Origin of the sequence: Paenibacillus sp. SAFN-054, assembly GCF_051966755.1 — a bacterium.
GTDB lineage: Bacteria > Bacillota > Bacilli > Paenibacillales > Paenibacillaceae > Paenibacillus_AQ.
This window is the reverse complement of sequence record NZ_JBQCKS010000002.1, coordinates 76,960-96,847: the sequence shown is the minus strand read 5'-3', so window position 1 is coordinate 96,847 and position 19,888 is coordinate 76,960. Positions and strand designations below refer to the sequence as shown.

Below are 19,888 nucleotides of genomic sequence, written 5' to 3'. Positions count from 1 at the left end.
ACAGAGCATGGGAGGCGAAATATTAGCCCAGACAGCACCGCCGAGGACGCCAATGTCCATTCGAGAGCTGCTGCAAATTGCATTTGAAGCGAAAGCGTCAGATTTGCATTTAAGCACCGGCGACGAGCCAAAAATGCGGCTGAACGGTATTCTGCTGAAGGTGAACGAGACGGTGCTGCGGCCCGAAGACACGATTCGGATGGCCAAGGAGATATTGACGGAAGACCAGTGGAACCGGTTGATGAAGTCCGGCGAGGTGGATTTGTCTTACGAGATTAAGGGTGTTGCCAGGTACCGCGTGAACGTGTTTCGCCAGCGGCGTGTCGTCAATATGGCGTTCCGCGTCCTTTCAAGCCGGATTCCTTCGCTAGAATCTCTGAATTTGCCGGATATTGTGCGTCAGTTTGCGGCGAAGAAGCAGGGACTGCTCCTGGTCACGGGTCCGACGGGTAGCGGCAAATCGACTACGCTCGCCGGCATCATCAACTATATTAACGAAACGCAAAGCAAGCATATTATTACGCTGGAAGATCCGATCGAGTACATTCACACCAGCAAGCAGTGCCTTGTCGTGCAGCGCGAAATCGGGATGGATACACTCTCCTTCTCGAATGGCCTGCGCGCGGCGCTGCGTCAAGACCCGGATGTCGTTCTGGTGGGCGAGATGCGGGATTTGGAAACGATTCAGACGGCTATTACGGCTGCGGAAACAGGCCACTTGGTCTTGGGTACGCTGCATACGCCGGATGCTCCGCAGACGGTCGACCGGATCATTGACGTGTTTCCGACGGACCAGCAGCGACAAATCCGGGTTCAGCTCGCATCCGTACTCATCGGCGTTATGTCGCAGCGGCTCATCCCAACGATGGACGGCAGCGGCCGCGTCATGGCTCTTGAGCTGATGATCAATACGCCGGCGGTATCCAACCTGATCCGGCAGGAGAAGATCTACCAGATCAAGTCCGTCATCCAGACGAACCGTCAGATGGGCATGCAGACGATGTATTCCAGCCTGAAGGAACTTATTGGAGCAGGCCTCATCAGTCCGGATTCGATTAAGGAATACGAGATGCACGCGGACGAAGATTAATTCAAACGATACAAAGGAAGTGGAGGGAAAAGCTTTGCGAAACAAGGTTTTAAGAGAAGCGATATTGATCTATACAGCGATGCTGCTGGTTATTGGATCCCTTTTTACTCCTGGCATGGTACAGGCTGCAGGGGAAGCAGGGGGGCAGGCGAGCTGTCTGAATTTGACGGGAAGCTTCGAAAAGAAGGACGTCACCATCGACACAGGCGAGCCTTTGACGATGAAGTATAAGCTTACGCCAAGCGGAACGTTTACCGAAAAGGTTCAGCGTGATCCGGTGAATTTCAGTTTGGTATTGGACACCTCATCGAGCATGCTCTTTTCAGTCCCTAGTGGAGATCGGGCAGTTTATTATCCGGACGAAAACAATCAAAACAGGCTGTATGTTCTCAAAAAGGCAACGACGGATTTTATCGATACCATCTCTGAAATTGATCTGAATGACAAAATGGGTATCGTCCACTTTGGATCTGTGGCTGAGTCCATTTTGGGATTAACGACGAATTATGTACAAGTTAAGAATGCCGTCAATAATCTCGATCTACAAGGCTCAACCAACATCGAACATGGACTTCGATTAGCCGACAAAATGCTGCTAGGTAATAAAGCCGATACGAACTACATTATTCTTGTGACGGATGGCGCAGCAACCCATTATGGAGATAACGGTACAATGGGTAATCCCTCTAAATCGAAAGAACTGGCGCTTACCGAATCTATCGCTTTAGGGAAACGGAATATCCCCGTATACACGATTGCACTTGGTAAACCAGGAGGAAATGACGTAGATCATAAATTGCTGGTTGATATTTCCAAAAACTCCAAAGGACAAAAGTACGATGCTTCAGATTTAAAATCACTTAAGGAGGTATTTGGTAAAATCACCAAGGTTATTGATAAACCTACTGAACTCAAAAATATTAAGCTGATCCAGCCTCTGCCTGATGGATTTGTTCTCGATGGCGAACAAGAAAATATGAAGATTGAGCAGGTTAATGGCCAGAATCAACTCGTCATTACGGTGCCGAACATTCCTTATCCATATCAGATTAGCGGAATTTCTCTGGAAGCAAAAATAAAGCAAATCAAATCGGGCGGCACATACACCATTGAAGATGCTTATGTCAGTTACACGGATGCGTGCAGCAAAGAGCGTACAAGTCCGATTCCCGTAAAAATGAACGTAACAGTCATCCAGCGTGATATCGAGCGGACCGACAAATGGGGAAATCTTTACGTCGGCAAGGTCGACGGAACGGTCATCCGATACAAGCTTGGCAATAAACAAGCGCCTCAATGGGAAATTAAAGAGAACAAACCGGGTCCGGTGAAGGACATCAAGTTTCTGGATGATGACCCTGATCACGGCCTTGTTGAGGTGACGTACGGAAATAATGAGAAGGTTACCTGGAACCTGCGGCCTACGGCGCCGACAGTGGAGCTTAAGGATGGCAAAGGACAAATCATTGTAGCGGGAAGTACCGGTTGGAAGAAAGGCCCTGTAACCATTTCCGCTTCGGGATCGAGTAACCGGCTGCCGGCAGCTACGGTTTATCATAATGATGATTTTAAAGAAGGTACCTATATCAATAGCTATGAGTACCGTGTACAGGAGGACGGACAATGGGGGAATTGGAGCGCGTTAAACACGCGAACCGCGATCAATCGATCGATCCAAAATGCCATTGTTGAGGTTCGCGCTAAAACGGCGGCCATTAGCAGCTCTGCGAGTACCTTGATTCCCGGTACAGCGGGAGCCAGAACCATATCCGTGGATATGACTAATCCGAGACAACCTAGTGAGAAAGCATCATTTACGACGGGATTAAAGATATTTAAATATGACGTAGATAATATTGCGGATGCACATAGCGGCGTTAGGAATAATTCCTACGAGGTCTTTATTGATGGAAAATCAGTTGGTTCCCACCCTTCGACCCAATACTTTACCGCAACCAAAGACGATGTAAAAAACGGCAAAGTGAAGGTTCGAGTTACGGATAACGTCGGCAATGAAGTAGAAAAGACGGTCACTGATCTTCCAGTTACATCGGGACTTGAAATCACGTTCAGTCACAAAAACCTTAACATTTCAAACGCGGAATCGACGGCGGATCTGAATGTCAAAGTAACAGATGATCAAAGCGGCAAAAAGCAAGGGTTTGTGTATAAGGCGGAAATTTATCTGGATGGTAACTCTATTGGAACGATAAATAATCCAGCCCAGACCGTTAATTACGGTTTTGCACTAGAAGACAAAATTAAGGATCAAGCGAACCGCATCGGCTGGCACCAAGTGAAAGTCTATGCCCAGAATGTGAACGGAGACGAGCTGACAAGCTACTTCTATTTCCTGGTTAATCCAGGACCGAAAGGGGACCTTGAGCCGTTAAAGGTAACTCCAACCAAGGGCAATGGCCTAGTCACGGTAACGACGACCCAAAACACGCCATTAACACTCAAAGCTGATTTTGAAGAAGAAGTCATAAAGAGCAAAGAATTTGAAGAAGGCAATGACAGAAAAATTACCAAGCCGGCGATTACGGTTACAGCCGCAAGCTACTACATCAGCAAAGGCAAAACAGCAGGCGATGTGAAGAACAAAACCGACAAGGATGGACTGAAAAAGCTGGGTTCTAAACAGTTCAGAGTAAGCGCAAGCGCCACAAGCTATATTTACCTTGTATTGAAAGACAATACGAGCACCCATTTGTCTGGAGCAAGCGACATGAAGACCGCTTCAGATCCGGTGAAAGTAACGATCAACTACAATCAGAAGCGCTATTGATCTCGGGGGAGAGTCAGGCGATGCAGCATGAGCTTTGCGAAGGGGGATGTATGTGAATAACAAACCAAGCTGGCGAAGGAAGCTTGCAGACGAGGGCGGCCTGACTCTCATCGAAATCCTGATCGCCGTTTCCATCATGGGGATCATCAGCGTATCACTAATGGGATATTTCTTGTCGGCCATGGAAAAGTCAGCGGAGGAGAACAGCCGGATTATCGCCTCCAATCTGGCGCGCCTGAAAGCGGCGGAGATCCGCAAGGAATTGCAGATCAAGACGGAATTTGACAACTTCGCCTCATGGCTGGGCAGTGCCGAAATGATCGGAAAGGACATTCATTCAGCCGATCAATTCATTGAAGTGCCGTCCGAAGAAGAACGAAACACATATCAAGGCTGGATGCAGCCCACGACGATCAACGGAACCCAATACCGTTATACATTGAAATTTGCGACGGAAGGACCGGTGGATAGTGAAGGAGAGTCAAGGAAGCAAATTTTAGAGTCCTTGATGAGTAATCCGGACGCCTACGAAATCCGGATGATCGTCCAGGTACATTGGGCAGGGGATCAGGCTAAGCCGGCCAAATCGACACATGTGGACACGTATATCGTGAATCGGGGTGAATGAGATGCGTGTGAAACAACTTGCGGCGAATCGGTCCCTGCGCAAGCATCGGAATGAAAAAGGCATGACCTTGGTCGAAGTCGTCGTAGCGTTAATGATCATGGGCATGATTTTGACCATCCTGTACGCCTTCCTGTTCATGGGCATATCGATGTACAAGCGTGTAACGGTTGATACTCAGATGCGCAACCAGGGCGATATCATGTTCAGCCAGGTCATTACGGAGCTGAAGGATGCGGTGTACGCGAAGAACATACAGGATACAAACGGCCAGGATACCGGTGGCATTATTTACGTGAAACGGCATGTCGAGAACGGCAATTATGATCCCAAGAAATACGTGGACGAATACAGCATGACCATAGAGGATTTGAGCCGATTGACTGGGACCGAGGCACGCTACAAAAAGAATAACAACGGAATTGTGATTCGAAACGCGAAAGATTTAACCATCGTGAAAACCATTGACCTTTCGTCGATGTTCACACTTGAGATGAAGGATTCGAATAATCTGCACGTGTCTGGCTTCTCGGCAACGAGCGACAAAATGGTCCATGTGCGGTTGGCATATCGCCGCAACGAATCGAGGACTTTGTTGCCCGCGGAGCAGTCGAAGTTTGAGATCAACACAAACATTCCTTTGTTCAGGATCGAGTGACCATGTTTACGATTAGAAGAATAGAAGGTGACGGAGTGACAAACCAATCGCACAAGACGGAGCTCCGAAATATTTTGCGTAAAACCGCTGCGGAAGAGAAGGGTGCCGCGCTCATTCTGGCGATGCTGACCGTTGCAGTCATGGCGATTCTAGGCCTCGTACTGCTGGATGTGCTGCGGGGGAGCATGATTCAGGCGACGGCGTCCGAGGCGTCCGTACAAGCTGAGATGTTAGCTCAAAAAGGATTGGATGAGGCAGTTTCGGCTATTCGGAGCAAGGTCAACTCAAGCAATCTATCGAGCAACACGTACCGAGAACGGATGAGAGTGTTAGACGGTAATCTGCAATCACTGCTTATTGACTTAAACCAAAAGAGCAGGGAAGTCAAGGCGCAGAAAGGAACCTACGAAATTGTTGTTCAAGAAACAAGCAGTTCGAATTGGAAAGAGATGAAAGACTATCCGATCACCAATCCAGATTATCCGTACTCCTACCGTATTGTTATTCGATCGACGGGTACCATTCCAACCAGACCGAAGAGGTCGGTGACGAAAGAAATGGAATTATATGTAAGTACCGTTCACCCGGTATTCAGGTATCCAGTTTCCTCCAAGGGTAATCTGACACTAAACGGTTTCTCTTATATTGTTGGAGATTTAGCGGTTAACAACGAATTGAGGACAACGGATATGGCTAGTTTTATCGGTATTCCGGGCAGCAGCTATACGAAGCAAACCCGCAAACCCGCGATCAAGGGATTCATTCATGTGCAGGGAAATGCTGATTCTATCACGGCAAACAATTTCTCCGAGTATGCGCCCTTTGTCGATAACAGCCTTGATTCCAACCCGGTTGATATCGACATAGAAAACATCGTGAAAACTCAGGTGGAGATCGAGCCTGATACGAGTAATCTCTTGCCACCTTCCAGCGATCTGTTCGGCAGCGAGCTTACCGGACAAATTGCCGGACAAACCCGGTTTGAAGATGAATGGGTGACGTTGAAAGGCAGTGTTATCGTTGGAAGCGACGAAACGTCCGACAACGATCTTTGGATCAAAAACGGTGCGTTGACCATGATTGACGAAAAAACCAACGCCATGTCACTTACCGTTCATAATGGCAGCTTGCGGGTTGACTTCAATGATACTGATTTGGTGGCGGCCGATCTGGCGGGAAAGATCATGCTCGACGACGGAGAGTACATGTCCGTAACCGGTAATGTCACGCTTAATGACGGCTTTAAGATGAAGGGAAATTTGTACGTAAAAGGCGACCTTAAAATCATTGGCAGTGTGGATATCGACGGAGCGATTTATGTCGATGGCGACGTGGAGCTTAAGCAAATGAAGAAGATCAACCAGAATTCGATTACCTCTAATGTACCATTTACACGCCCTCTGATCCTTATGGCGAGCGGAGAGTTCATTTTTTCCGACAACCAAGCGGGTCCAGACCAGAAAATCAGGGCTTTCTTCTACTCCAATCAAAATTTGGATCTGTACGGCATTATGTCCAGGCAAGTCGTGACCGGAGGGGTTCATGGGAATAACGTTATGCTCAGTTCCGTAGGCATAAATCCTGATAGCCTGACAGATACGGAGTATAACAATAGCATGAATGGAGAAGAAACGACGTTCAAGTTTACCGCTATCCAGTCAAGTCTTCAGCCCGAACAAGCCGGCATCCAAATTTACTACGATGATAACTTGTACAAGGAACCGCCTGCAGGCATCGCAATAACGCCAGACAAGGCTCATGTATTCGTCAAAGAAGTTAAATACGTAAGACCATAAGGGGAGGGTAAATCATGAAACTGCGTATTCTGGTGGCTGACGATACCAAATTCATGCGCGCACTGATGCGCGATTTCTTGGAGCAAGGCGGCCATCAGGTGGTGGGGGAAGCCGTGAACGGGCATGAAGCCGTCAAAATGTATGAAAAGCAGCGTCCGGATGTGGTGTTTATGGACATTACGATGCCGGAGCTTGACGGGGTGGCTGCGCTGGAGAAAATTCTCCGCATCAATCCGTCTGCAATCATTATCATCTGTTCCGTCATGAGTCAGCAGGAACTGATCTCTGAAGCTATCCATAAGGGCGCCAAAGGCTACATCATGAAGCCTTTTCAGCCCGGGCAGGTGGAGGAAGCGATCACGAATTACGCGCTGCCGCATCTCCAGAATCACCAGATGCCAAGCGCGATCGGAAGCATCGTGACGACCGGGGAACCGGACGAGCTGTATGCGCCGACACCAGCCGCGAAATCGGCTCCCGCGAAGAAATTCACCGAGAATATTGTACCGATGGAGCAGGTGAAGCAGAACAAACAACAGGCAGAAGAGGAGCAAGTTTCGCAAGAGAAACATGCGGCCGAGGAGAAGCTGGAAGTTATACCGCCAGTAGAACAGAACGCTGTAGAACAAGTGCAAGAGGCACAGGTACAAGAGGTGCAAGTGCAAGTACAAGAAGCACAAGCGCAGGAAGTACAAGCACAGGTACAAGCTCAAACACCGGTGGAAACACAGAACCTGGTACAGTTAGATGCTGCGGTACAACCTGTAGCACAGGTCGAAGAGCAGGCACTTCAAGCACTCCAGCCGCTGCAGAATGAAACCGTGAACGAATCCTTTACCGAACTGGCTTCACTTGTCATGGATATGCCAGTGTCATCGACTGAAGGCCAGCTTGAGGCGGTTTCCGAGGAATGGAACGTGGACGCTCCGCTGCTGCCGGAGGAATTGTCCCTGCTGCTGGCAAGTACGGATACGGCGGAGGATTTGTCTACGACTGCACCTGTACAGCAGGCAGCTGCGGCTGAACCTGTAATGCAGAATGCTCCCGCAGAGGAAGCTGGATTGAAATCGGTTGAAGCGGCGCATCCGCAGCAAGCTCATGAATCGGTCGATTCGCCTTCGCCTATGCCATCGCACACGACAGCTCCTGCGCCTACGACGGTTCCGCAAGCATGGCAGCCAGCAAACGCCGCGCATGCAGAACGGAATGAAGGCATGCAAAGCGAACCGGCTTTTTCCCATAAGCCGCTTCAAGATTCCTATACTACGAATGCTTACCACAGCATCTATGAGGAGCCCGCGGCTCTGACGAGATCCGGTAATCACCAGGATCAGCCCGTTCATTTTACCGGAGGAGATTTTGAAATGAGAGGTTTTTCCACCCATTATCAGCTTCAGTGGCAGGAATTGTTCAGAGGCGAGGAGCATGCGGATTACACCGTGCTGTACCGTGAAGGAGAAGGACGGTTATCGATCAAAATGTCCACGAATCAGAGCAAACAGACGGTCAATATCTCGATTGTCGCCCTGCGGCAGCTGGTAAAATGGATCGAGCCCAAGCTGCTGATGGACATGGAGGGGAAAGCTTGACCATGGAAATCGCGATTCAGGTCTTGGTGTTCCTGTGGGGCTGCGTCCTGGGATCCTTTTATAACGTTGTGGGGCTGCGGATACCGGCCGGGGAATCGATTGTTTCTCCGCCATCCAGCTGCAAGGACTGCGGACACAGGCTTGGCCTTCTGGATCTGATTCCAATCCTGGGATATGTCATTCGCCGCGGTCGTTGCCATTACTGCGGAAGCCAAATTTCCCCGATCTACTGGTTCGGTGAATGGCTGACAGGAATTTGCTTTCTTCTTGCTTATCTGGCCTTTGGTTTTGTGCCGGAATTCTGGATTGCGATATTCATCGTCTCCATGCTGGCCGTTTTATCTGTCAGCGACTTGAAATACCGGCTTCTGCCTAATAAAATTATTTTTCCTTCCATGGTCATTATGCTCTTGCTGCGTATTTGGCACCAACCGCTGCCGCTTTGGGACTATCTGCTTGGATTTCTCATCGGCGGCGGGGTGCTGCTGCTCATTTCTTATGGAGCGATATGGACAGGAAGGGCCCCCATGGGGGGCGGCGATATCAAGCTGATGGCTCTGCTCGGACTTGCGTTTGGGATCCAATCGATTCTGCTTACGCTGTTTTTCTCGGCGCTTCTCGCTTCCATCATCGGAATCCTGTTGATCTCCATCGGTAAAATGAGCCGCAAATCCTTCATGCCGTATGGTCCGTTCATTGCCATTGGCGGGATCATCGCCTATCTGTACGGGCAGGACATGATGAGTTGGTACATGGGGTTCATCAGCTTCAGTTCCATAAACTGAACTAAAGACAGGTAGAGCAATTCGCCTGATCACATTTATCATTTTTCACGTTTTACAATTTCATCATTAAAGGAGTGGTTCATCACATGTCTGCATCCAAGCGGAACATTAAGAAAGCGATTAGTACGGCCAGCGCGGTTGCTATCCTCGTACCTTGCATCTCGTTGCAGCCTTTAGCTGCAAACGCGGCTACCGTGAACACAGCGACAAAAACTGCAGCTAACACAGCGGCAAGCACCGCCGCAGCAGCGGAGAAAAACTTAGAAAAGGCAGACGCGGCTCCGGCTTCGGTCGCTGCCGAGGTTCCCGAAGCGGCAACCTTGACGGCTGCCGTTGCCCAAACCTACGATGACGTCTTCAAAATATCGAAGGACCATATCCAAAGCGTGAAGACCAACGGTGGCCAGTACGGTAACAGCGCGCCTTCCTTCCTCTTTGACGGCGATGCCCAAACTCATTGGGAAGCAGGGAAATACAACAAAACCGATTTCAAAAACAACATCACCGTGACGTTCGATAACATTTACGACCTTTCCCACATCGAATTTCTCCCACGCCAGGCAGGAGCCCCAGGCAAGGGTTTTCCGCTGAAATACAATTTGTATTACAGCGATCAGGATAGCGACAAGGACATGAAGCTTCTTGCCACTGGCTCCTTCAAGTCAGGCTCGACCACGCTGACGAGAATTGATTTTCCCGACACGAAAATCCGTACCTTCCGCTTCGAATTCGTGGAAGCCAAGGAGGATTGGGCTGCGTTGGCAGAGCTGTCCTTCTATAAGCCCGACGCGTTCATGGTCGAGTTCGATAAAGTATTCACCGATAAAACGTACAGTAAGTTGAATAGCGCCTATAACAGCAAAGCGGCCATCGACAAAGTGAAAAGCATGGCGGCGGGCCATCCGAGCAAAGACGCTTACCTGCCGCTGCTGAACGACGCGGCTGCTTTGGTGGAAGCGCCGACGAAGTTCGCAAGCCGGATGTTTACCGGTGAACAAAAAGGAAATAGCGGAACAGAGGCCGGCAGAACGCAAATGGACGGAAGAACCTCGCTATCCTCAACCGGCTATTATGTTCTCCCGGGCGAGACCCTAACGGTATACTTGGACGCGGATCCGCAAGGCGTCATGCCGAAGCTGGTGTTCTTCCAGGCATTGACCAACCCGGATGTAAGTGAAATTTCCAGATCATATCCATTGAAGCCGGGGATGAACATCATTAAAGCACCGCCGTTGGCCGTAAAACAGGAGTTCGGCAAAATGCGGCCTGCAGCCATTTATCTGGACAACCCCGCTTATCCGGACCAGCAGACTTATGCGCCGAAGTTCCGTCTAGTTGGCGGAACGAAGTTCCCGCTATATATTCACGGGAAAACGAATCCTGACCAATTCCTGAAGGAATTAAGAGAATACGTGAGCAATGTGGAGAATAACGACACGTATTTCGATTATGATAAGGTCTCCCAAGCAGCCAAGCCGAAGTTCTACAATCTGGCGGAATTCGTCTCCGAGCATGCAACGGTTACAACCAGTGCACGCGGCGCATTGAGCGCTTTGGAAGGTCAGCTGAAAAATGGCCTTACCGTCAAGGATTCCATGGATACCTGGGAACGTTTCGTCAAAGTCATGAACGAGTATTCCGGTTTATATGAGAATGATCCGAATCCGCTGCATCGTCCCGGTCAGAGCCGGTTGATGTCCCGGGTATTCACGGCAGGGCCATACGCTTGGGCTGGTCGGGGAATTACGGGATACAATGCTTACGGGGACCCGGATAACGATCCGCGCTCTGGCGGACTAGCCAGTGGGGTCATCTCTACCTCGGGACCTGGAGGCGGCTGGGGCGTGGCCCATGAATGGGGACACATGTATGACAATCACAATATCGAAATCGGCGAAATGACGAACAATATGTACTCTTTGCGCATGCAGCGTGAATTCGGGCTTACCTCAAGAATCACTGCTGAGAATCGCTGGAAGACGATTCAGAATTTAAATGAGGGCAAAGACCAGTCTTTCAGCGTATTTGAGCAAACCGCATCGTTAAACCAACTGGAGTATAAATTCGGCTTGAACGACTTTTATCCGAAAGTAAACCGGTTCTTGCGCGAAAAATCGAAAGAGGGTTACTTTAACGGCACGCAAAACCAATGGCAACGTATGGCTATTGCCATGAGCCAGGTGGCGCAGATGGACCTCACGCCTCATTTTAAACATTATGGGTACGGCAACATGGATGATCCGAAGGTGAAGGAGTTGGTAAAAGGCCTTCCTGTACTCAAGGACAAAACGTGGTTGATTACCGATAAGTCCGCGAAAACCGGATCTTTCAAAAACAACGCCAAGCCGGCGATTACGTCGTTCGGCCGCTTCCAAACGGGCTTGCAGCTGAATTTATCCATCAACGAGCCGAGCGGCACCGTGCTCGCCTATGAGATTTACCGCGATGGCAAGCTTTTGGGCATAACTTACGATAATTATTATTTGGACACAACAGCTGCGCCGGACACTGTGTACGAATACCAAGTGATCGCCTATGACGGCAAAGCTGTTGCTTCGCCTGCAAGCGACAAGTACAAGGCTTCGGGCAGGAACAAGGATATTTTCTCATCGGCTTGGACGTATACATCCGATCCTGCAGCGCAGGGAGCTTTCCCGCTGAAAAACGCGTTCGACAAGAACACGGGAACCTTCTTCGAATCGCTCAAACCGGCGGGCAATAAATCCGTGACGATCGACATGAAAAAAGATTACTATGTGCAGGGCTTTTCTTATGTAGCCAGACCTCAGGATCAATACAATGCAGGAATGGTCAAGACGTTTAACTTTTATGTGAGCTCTGACGGTAAGAACTGGAATAAAGTGATCTCGAATGGTACGATGCCGAACCCGGCGGCAAGGGGCAATAATTACAATAACATCCCGCTGGATAAACCGGTGAAGGGGAGATACGTGAAGTTCGAGTCTCTAAGCATTCTGCACGGAGATACGGCACTTGCAATAGCGGAATTGAACATTTCGGGCAGCGAAAAAATGCCGGTGAACGATCAAGTAACTACGCCGACACCAACAACACCAACAACACCAACACCGACAACACCAACAACACCAACAACACCAACAACACCAACAACACCAATAACACCAACACCGACGCCTGTGACACCAGGTAATGGCAACGGTTCTGGTAATGGTGACTCCGGCAACACAGGAGGAGGCAACTCAGGCGGTAATGGCAACACAGGAGGTAGCGGCAATACAGGTGGTAGCGGCAACACAGGCGGTAGTGGCAACATAGGCGGTAGCGGCAATACAGGCGGTAGTGGCAACACAGGCGGTAATGGCAACACAGGCGGTAATGGCAACACAAGCGGTAGCGGCAATACAGGTGGTAGTGGCAACACAGGCGGTAGTGGCAACACAGGCGGTAGCGGCAACACAGGCGGTAGCGGCAGCACAAGCGGCTCCGGCAACACAGGTAGTAACGGCAGCACTTCCGGTACGGGCAGCACCGCCAGCACAGGCAACACCGGCTCAAATAACAGCCAGGGTGTGAACCTGGTCAAGGTGGATCCGGTTCAGGTCTCCATCGTCAAGGGAGATAATGGCGTGACCAATGAAGAACTTAAGGTCAACGATGCGGATCTGGACCGTGCCATTGAGAAGCTCGGAAGCAACAATCCGAATCAAGCTTCCACGATCCAAATTCCGGTTCTGGTTGCCGACGATAAGTCCGTCAAGCTGGAGCTTCCTGCCAGCTCGCTGTCTACAGCGGCTCAGCAGCTGCCGAACGCGGTGATCTCCATCACATCGGAAGGTACATCCTATCAGCTGCCGGTCAGCGCAATCGACTTCAAGAACGTTTCTTCTGTCTATGCCAAGATCGAAAAAGGCAGCACAAGCTTGACCGACATCGTGGAGAAGGCAAAGCAAAAAGGGCTGAATCCGGTAGGCAGCGCTTTTGAGATCGGCATTTCCGTAAGTTCTGGCGCAAGCTCCGTACCTGTGGATAGCTTCGGCAAAGTCTATGCCACGAGCACGATGACGCTGGACCAAAAGGTTGAGCCGGCCAAAGCGACCGCCGTGTCGTATGACGCCAAAACCGGGGAGTTTGCCTTCGTACCGTCCGTGTTCACGACGGATGCCAGCGGCAAAACCCAGGTGCAGATCAAGCAGAACGGCAGCAGCCAGTATTTGATCGTGGAAGGCAATAAATCCTTTAACGATCTTCAAGGACATTGGGCCAAGAACGTTATCGAAGGCCTCAGCTCCAAGGGACTCATCAATGGCATGACGGAATCCCGGTTTGATCCGGATGCGAAGCTGACCCGCGCTCAGTTCTCCAAAATCCTCGTCGAAGCCCTTGGCCTGAAGCCGGAAGGTTCGAACGGACGTTTCAGTGACGTGAAATCCGGGAATTGGTTTGACGGTTATGTCGGATCATCCGTCAAAGCAGGACTCGTCAGCGGATACGACAACGGCAGCTTCAAGCCGAACGCGAATGTAACCCGGGAGCAAATGGCTGTCATGGTCGCGAATGCCATTGCGTTTGCGGGCAAGACCAAGGATGTGTCCGGCCAAGAGGCAGCGATCTTGAATCAATTCAGCGATGCCGCCAAGATCAGCAGCTGGAGCAAGAACGCAGCCGCCATGACCACTGACCTCGGACTGACGGCCCGGATCATGGACAAGACATTCGATCCGTCCAAGCAGGCTACTCGCGCCGAAGCGGCCGTATTCGTGAAGAACATGCTGGAGTATATCGAGTTCATTAACAAAATGTAATACGGATTTGGTGATAAAGTCACCGTGAAAGGAATCTTCCCCTGGGTATGGGTAATCAGGATGAACACGGGCCAATACGCCGGGGGATGCTTCTTTCATTGAAATGGCGGGGTTAAGATTCTATGCAAAGGAGTTTTCAACATTGATTCATCTCTATTTAACGGAAACGCATGTGCAGGAGCTGCTGGATAACCTGGATCATGTTCAGGATACGGATTTAAAATTCAAACTGGAAAGAGCACTGGGGAACGTTCAAATCTACTCGGACGATCAGTGGAGCTGGATCGGAAATCCGAAATACTTCTATTTTCCAATCCGGATGTTCGTCAAGGTCAAGGAAGATATGCAGTCGCTCAAGATTCAGGATCTGATGACGATGTATGGGGATCCGACCAATGCAGTCATCAACAATCGGATTGCCAAAGCATTGAAAAGATGCGAATGCGAGACGGTCTCGGATTTTCTGAACCTGAAAGTCATTCAATTCCGCAACATCCGCAATTTGGGAGTCAGTGCCCAAGCCGCCTTTTTCGAGGCACTCAAAGAGATTGTGATCTGATATCCTCATATGATGTACTCACCCGCGAAAGTGAATTCTTCTGCGGGTTTTTGTGTTAATTCTTTTATTGGCATCCTCTCCGAGTTCCCATATTACGCCTCCGCAGATTACCAGACTGGCAAGAGAGCTGAGGATTGATCGTAATCAACCGATCTGTTCCTTAAACGAACAACAGTGGGGGGCGTTATTTCTCGCAATGACCAGGCACGTTGCCTCTTATCGATGGCCGAAGCCGCTCAGGAAGAAACGTCAATAATTCGCATAACGAATATCCATTCTTCAGATGGCGGGCGCATGGATCATCGCGATTATCCCGATCATTCTGTTCGCATTCTCCCAAAAATATTTTGTAGAAGGAATTGCGAGCTCCGGTGTCAAAAGTTAATCCATGGATTGCTAATATTGGAGGTGTTCATGCATGTTGATACATATTCACAATTCGCTCCAACCTCAGCTGCTGGAGGGGCTTCACATCCTGCAAGAAGAGCTGGGATTCACCTTGTCTTCTGACGGGATCGGCCTTGAGGTCATTCAGAAACCCGGAAACCTCGTGGCCAGCTTGGAGAATGGACATGGTGTGATTCATTATGACCAGCCGGTTCATTTATACCGGGCCTTAGGGCTTTTCCTGGAACATGTCAGGGCCACAGAGGCCTTTCATGTGGAAGAAACGCCGCAATTTCAAACCACGGGCGCGATGGTTGATGTCTCGCGTAATGCGGTCTTGTCGGTGGAGGGCGTGAAGAAACTCATCCGGACGATGGCGGTGATGGGACTCAATCAACTGATGCTCTATACCGAAGATACGTATGAAATCAAGGAAAGACCTTATTTTGGCTATTTGCGGGGAAGATATACGTTTGAGGAAATGAAAGCCTGCGACGATTATGCCGCCATGTTCGGGATTGAAATGGTCGCATGCATTCAGACGCTGGGACACTTGCGCCAAGCGCTGCAGTGGCAGCATACGGATGCTTACAAGGATACAGAAGATATTCTGCTGATCGGATCGGAGGAAACGTACCGGTTCATCGATGAGATGGTCCGGGCCGCGACCGCCCCGCTTCGCAGCAAACGGATTCATATCGGAATGGATGAGGCCCACACGCTCGGCTTGGGGAATTACCTCAAGAAAAACGGATATCGCCCGCGGTTCGAATTGATGAACGAGCATTTGCGCCGGGTGATTGAAATTACGGCAAAGTACGATTTGAAACCGATGATTTGGAGCGATATGTATTTCCGGCTTGGGTCCCAAGAGGGAGACTATTATGACACGAATTCGGTCGTTCCCGAGCATGTCATCTCGGACATGCCGAAGAACGTGCAGTATGTGTACTGGGACTACTATCACAGCGATCCGGAGTTTTACAGGGATTATATTCATAAGCATCAGCAGTTCGGCTCCTCGCCGGTATTTGCCGGGGGGGCGTGGACCTGGAACGGGATCATTCCGAATCATGGCAAGGCGTTCCGGACGACCGATGCGGCTTTGTCGGTCTGCAAGGAAGAGGGCGTAAGCGAGGTCGTGGTCACCATGTGGGGCGATAACGGGAACGAAGGGAACGTCTTTTCAGGTCTGCCTACCCTGCAGTTATACGCGGAGCATGCCTATGCGAAGGAGTTTGACGAGCAGAAGCTCAAGCAGCGTTTCCACACATGTACGGGCGGAAACTTCGATCATTTCATCCAGACCAAATATATCGATGAGCTTCCCGGCACGCCGGAGGACAATTTGGCGGAGGCGAATCCATCGAGGTATTTGCTATGGCAGGATCTGATGCTTGGTTTGTTCGATCAGCACGTACAGGGTCGAGACTTGCCGCGGTATTATGAAGCTATGGCTGCCCAAATGCAGACTTATGCCGAAGACAATCCGCGGTGGTCCATGCTTTTCTCCGTATACGGGAAATTATGTGCCGCTTTGGCCCTCAAAACCGAGATGGGAATCCGGATTCAAGCAAGCTATGATCATCACGACCGGAACGGGCTTTGCCGCATCGCGGAGGAGGAACTGACGGAGCTGGCGGCCCGGGTCAAGACACTGCATGAGGCGCACCGGGCGCAATGGGACGCAACGCATAAAATTTTCGGCTGGGAGATAATCGATCTCAGATACGGGGGGCTGCTGGCCCGCATCGCATCGGCGCAGCAGCGAATCCTGGCTTATGCTTCGGGGGAGATGGACCGCTTGGAAGAGCTGGAAAGCGCCAAGCTGCATTTTGACGGGGGTGCCAGCTGGTCGGACGAGCAACTGGGCTTCTGCAACTTGTACCATCGCATGATCTCGACCAGTACAACGCTGCTGTAAACAAGAAAATGGAAGAGGCCAGCCTGTGGTGAACAATTTAATTACGCAGATGATCCAATAATGGACAGCCGACCCGCATTGGGCCTTCATGAGCTCGTCCGGCCTTCGCTGGTGTATTGGAGGACATGCTGAATGTGTCGGTGTGTTTGAAGCTGGGGCTATCCCTCAGGTAGATTTGTTCTGCCTGGGAGGATGGCTTTTTTTCGTTCGAGAAGGTTATTTGGGAATGGGAGAGGTCCTAGGAAGCGATAGTTGGCTGGCTTTATGACTCCGATGGACTTCCGTTGAAGCTCTTTGCGTTGTATGTTAAGGTATGCAGGGCAGGCCATCTAGGCGGCTTGAATAAGAACAAGGTCATCAACCAAGAAGAAACGAGGATGAAACGTTTGAAAGTACTGAAGTCATTACTGTTGGTATGGTTAAGCTGCATACTGCTGCTGACCGGCTGCAGCTTGAGCGACAGCGGGTTCCAATCCGAGCCGCAGTCCGAGCATCAGTTACAGTCACAGCATCAATCACAATCACAGGATCAATCGCAAAGACAAGCACAAACAAAAACACAAACCAAATCTCAAAAACCGGAAAAGTCCCCATCCAAAGATTTAACCACCTTTGAGGGCGTCGCGGCGTATATCAAGGCTCATCATGAGCTTCCCGATAACTTTATTACGAAGTCCGAAGCGCGGAAGCTTGGATGGGACGCTCAAAAAGGGAATCTGCAGGACGTGGCCCCTGGCAAAAGCATTGGCGGTGATGTCTTCCAGAACCGTGAGAGAAAGCTGCCAGCGAAAAAGGGAAGGATATGGTACGAAGCAGATATCAATTACAAGTCCGGACATCGGGGGAAGGACCGGATCCTGTTCTCGAACGACGGACTCATATACAAGACGGAAGACCATTATGAGACGTTTAAACCGATAAAATGACAGGTGGGGAGGTTCGAGAAATGCGCGACATCATTTTGGATGGCCGTCTTGTGGATAACAGGGAACAGCTGCATGCCTTCTTGAAGGAAGCGTTGGAGCTGCCCGGCCATTACGGCAACAATTTGGACGCCTTATGGGATTGTCTGACAGGCTGGGTCCGCATGCCACTGACAATTCGCTGGCTCCATTTTCAAGAAAGCGAAGAGAAGCTTGGGGAGTACAGCAGCGATGTACTGCAGCTTTTTCAAGATGCGGAAAGCGAAATCGAAGGCTTCCATGTTCACGTCGAGCCATAAAGATAACGATGGTTTCTGCTAAAAATCAGCATAATGGATAGAAAAGCACTCTCGGTTCGAGGGTGTTTTTTCGTGTTTATGCACGATTATTCGCGTCATTGTGTATATTTACCCTTCATGTAGAGGAATGTATCCCCTTACATTTATTCCAGCTATTGTATGATAAGAACAGACAGCAGAAGACGTTACACTCCAAGATTAAAACCACATTAAGGGGGATTTACAAGTGAAAAGGTCATCTATGGTTCTTCTAAGCATGCTGCTCTCCTTCTCGATGCTTTTGGCAGCCTGCGGCAAAACAGAGGACAAGAATGCAGGAAGCGAAACGCCAAAGACAGAAACGGAAACGCCAAAAACGGAAACGGAAGCTCCGAAGAAAGACGTATCCCTGCGCGTGTTCTCCACCTTCGGCGGAACGGATGCCGCTCGCGAAGCGTTCCAGACTGCTTTGGACGAATTCAAAGAGAAAAACCCTAACGTGAAAATTGAAAACGATACCATGTCCGCAAATGATGACGGTTTCAGAACGAAAGTCAATACCGACATGAACTCCGGCAACGAACCGGACCTGCTCTTCTACTTCGTCGGCGCCGATGCGCAAGGCTTTGTAGACGCGGGGAAAGTGGTTCCAATGAACGACATTCTGGACGCGAATCCGGAATGGAAAGCGGGCTTCAACCCGACGGCGCTTGAAAATACCAGAATGCAGGACGGCAACATCTATGCCATTCCGCTCACCGGCTATTACGAAGGATTGTTCGTGAATAAGAAGATTTTTGCCGACAACAACCTGGAGCTTCCGACGGATTGGGATAAGATGAAGACGGCTGTTTCGACCCTTTCCAAAAAAGGAATCATCCCTCTTGCGGCTCCATTCGACCAATCGCACTACGTAATCGAGCATTTTATCCTCTCGGCTGCGGGAGCGAAAGGGCATGACAGCGGTTTGGCTGACGGTATCGATCCGAACTGGGAAAAAGGCTATGCCGCAATGAAGGAACTGTATGATCTGGGTGCATTCCCTAAAGATGCCGCCACCATCGACCTCGGTATGGCTTCCAACTACTACGCTGAAGGCAAAGCCGCGATGATCATTGAAGGTTCGTGGGCGTCCGGAGCGTGGAAAGAGCCAGCCGTGATCGATAATACGACGATTCTTCCGTTCCCTGCCATGCCAGGCGGAGTGGGTACAGGCAAAGAAATCATCGGCGGTTACGGAAGCGGATTCTACCTTTCCAAAGCAACCTTCGATAATGCGGACAAGAAAGACGCAGCCATTGAATTGCTGAAGCACATGACATCCAAAGCGGTTATCGAGAAAATTTCCCTTGCCAACGGCGGTCTTCCGGCTGCTGCAGGCGTAGAGACCAAGGGCGCAACCCAAGTCGCCAATGACGGCTTTGCTCTGGCAGCGGGCGCACCTTCGGTGAGCAGACCGATCGATAACGTGGTTTCGCCTGAGACGTTCTCGACGCTGCGCGCTGGCGTTGCCTCCGTCGTCACCGGCAAAAAGTCCCCGGCTGACGTGCTCAAGGAAGCCAAGGAAATCGAGGATGCCAATAAGAAGTAAGAGATTGATTCCAGCCTGACCACGCCGTCTCTTTGGAGGCGGCGTCCTCTTTTAAGCACCCCGGATGCTAGAGAAAATAAAACTCAAGTGGTGATGAATATGAAGGGCGAT

12 protein-coding genes and 1 pseudogene are annotated in these 19,888 nt (G+C 50.2%); all 13 read left to right on the top strand.

Annotation, left to right across the window (positions count from 1 at the left end; translation table 11 throughout):
- The first annotated feature begins 7 nt into the window (after positions 1 to 7).
- The 13 genes and pseudogenes from ACTHPM_RS11880 (at position 8) to ACTHPM_RS11820 (ending at position 19,777) form a co-directional block, all read left to right on the top strand.
- Positions 8 to 1,090: a type IV pilus twitching motility protein PilT gene (locus ACTHPM_RS11880; RefSeq protein WP_440396154.1), complete on the top strand. Its 1,083-nt coding sequence runs from the start codon at positions 8 to 10 to the stop codon at positions 1,088 to 1,090.
- Positions 1,091 to 1,124: 34 nt separating this feature from the next.
- The gene (locus ACTHPM_RS11875) at positions 1,125 to 3,878 is read left to right on the top strand and encodes a vWA domain-containing protein (RefSeq protein ID WP_440396155.1); all 2,754 of its coding nucleotides are present in this window, start codon (positions 1,125 to 1,127) and stop codon (positions 3,876 to 3,878) included.
- Between the two features lie 52 nt (positions 3,879 to 3,930).
- Entirely contained in the window at positions 3,931 to 4,506 is a 576-nt protein-coding gene (locus tag ACTHPM_RS11870) for a type IV pilus modification PilV family protein (RefSeq protein ID WP_440396156.1), read from the top strand.
- A 1-nt stretch (position 4,507) separates the two neighbouring features.
- The gene (locus ACTHPM_RS11865; protein WP_440396157.1) at positions 4,508 to 5,161 is read left to right on the top strand and encodes a PulJ/GspJ family protein; all 654 of its coding nucleotides are present in this window, start codon (positions 4,508 to 4,510) and stop codon (positions 5,159 to 5,161) included.
- 35 nt (positions 5,162 to 5,196) lie between these two features.
- Positions 5,197 to 6,957: a hypothetical protein gene (locus ACTHPM_RS11860; RefSeq protein ID WP_440396158.1), complete on the top strand. Its 1,761-nt coding sequence runs from the start codon at positions 5,197 to 5,199 to the stop codon at positions 6,955 to 6,957.
- Positions 6,958 to 6,971: 14 nt separating this feature from the next.
- Positions 6,972 to 7,316: pseudogene (locus ACTHPM_RS11855) on the top strand (response regulator); the annotation flags it as partial.
- Between the two features lie 1,232 nt (positions 7,317 to 8,548).
- Positions 8,549 to 9,331 carry a prepilin peptidase gene (locus tag ACTHPM_RS11850; RefSeq protein WP_440396264.1) on the top strand — a complete coding sequence of 261 codons (783 nt, stop codon included), beginning with the start codon at positions 8,549 to 8,551 and terminating at the stop codon, positions 9,329 to 9,331.
- An 86-nt stretch (positions 9,332 to 9,417) separates the two neighbouring features.
- Positions 9,418 to 14,115, top strand: a complete 4,698-nt coding sequence (locus tag ACTHPM_RS11845) for an S-layer homology domain-containing protein (RefSeq protein ID WP_440396159.1) — start codon at positions 9,418 to 9,420, stop codon at positions 14,113 to 14,115.
- Between the two features lie 142 nt (positions 14,116 to 14,257).
- The gene (locus ACTHPM_RS11840; protein ID WP_440396160.1) at positions 14,258 to 14,674 is read left to right on the top strand and encodes a hypothetical protein; all 417 of its coding nucleotides are present in this window, start codon (positions 14,258 to 14,260) and stop codon (positions 14,672 to 14,674) included.
- Positions 14,675 to 15,092: 418 nt separating this feature from the next.
- Positions 15,093 to 16,985, top strand: a complete 1,893-nt coding sequence (locus ACTHPM_RS11835) for a beta-N-acetylhexosaminidase (protein WP_440396161.1) — start codon at positions 15,093 to 15,095, stop codon at positions 16,983 to 16,985.
- A gap of 386 nt (positions 16,986 to 17,371) precedes the next feature.
- Positions 17,372 to 17,911: a ribonuclease gene (locus ACTHPM_RS11830; RefSeq protein ID WP_440396265.1), complete on the top strand. Its 540-nt coding sequence runs from the start codon at positions 17,372 to 17,374 to the stop codon at positions 17,909 to 17,911.
- Between the two features lie 20 nt (positions 17,912 to 17,931).
- A complete protein-coding gene (locus tag ACTHPM_RS11825) occupies positions 17,932 to 18,207 on the top strand; it encodes a barstar family protein (protein WP_440396162.1) in 276 nt (91 codons plus the stop codon).
- Positions 18,208 to 18,433: 226 nt separating this feature from the next.
- Positions 18,434 to 19,777, top strand: a complete 1,344-nt coding sequence (locus ACTHPM_RS11820) for an ABC transporter substrate-binding protein (protein ID WP_440396163.1) — start codon at positions 18,434 to 18,436, stop codon at positions 19,775 to 19,777.
- Positions 19,778 to 19,888 lie beyond the last annotated feature (111 nt).

Excerpts from the sequence above, each read along its gene's own strand:
- ACTHPM_RS11880 (WP_440396154.1), top strand. The coding sequence starts at position 8 with ATGGGAGGCGAAATATTAGCCCAGACAGCACCGCCGAGGACGCCAATG.
- ACTHPM_RS11865 (WP_440396157.1), top strand. The coding sequence starts at position 4,508 with ATGCGTGTGAAACAACTTGCGGCGAATCGGTCCCTGCGCAAGCATCGG.
- ACTHPM_RS11850 (WP_440396264.1), top strand. The coding sequence starts at position 8,549 with ATGGAAATCGCGATTCAGGTCTTGGTGTTCCTGTGGGGCTGCGTCCTG.
- ACTHPM_RS11845 (WP_440396159.1), top strand. The coding sequence starts at position 9,418 with ATGTCTGCATCCAAGCGGAACATTAAGAAAGCGATTAGTACGGCCAGC.
- ACTHPM_RS11835 (WP_440396161.1), top strand. The coding sequence starts at position 15,093 with ATGTTGATACATATTCACAATTCGCTCCAACCTCAGCTGCTGGAGGGG.
- ACTHPM_RS11825 (WP_440396162.1), top strand. The coding sequence starts at position 17,932 with ATGCGCGACATCATTTTGGATGGCCGTCTTGTGGATAACAGGGAACAG.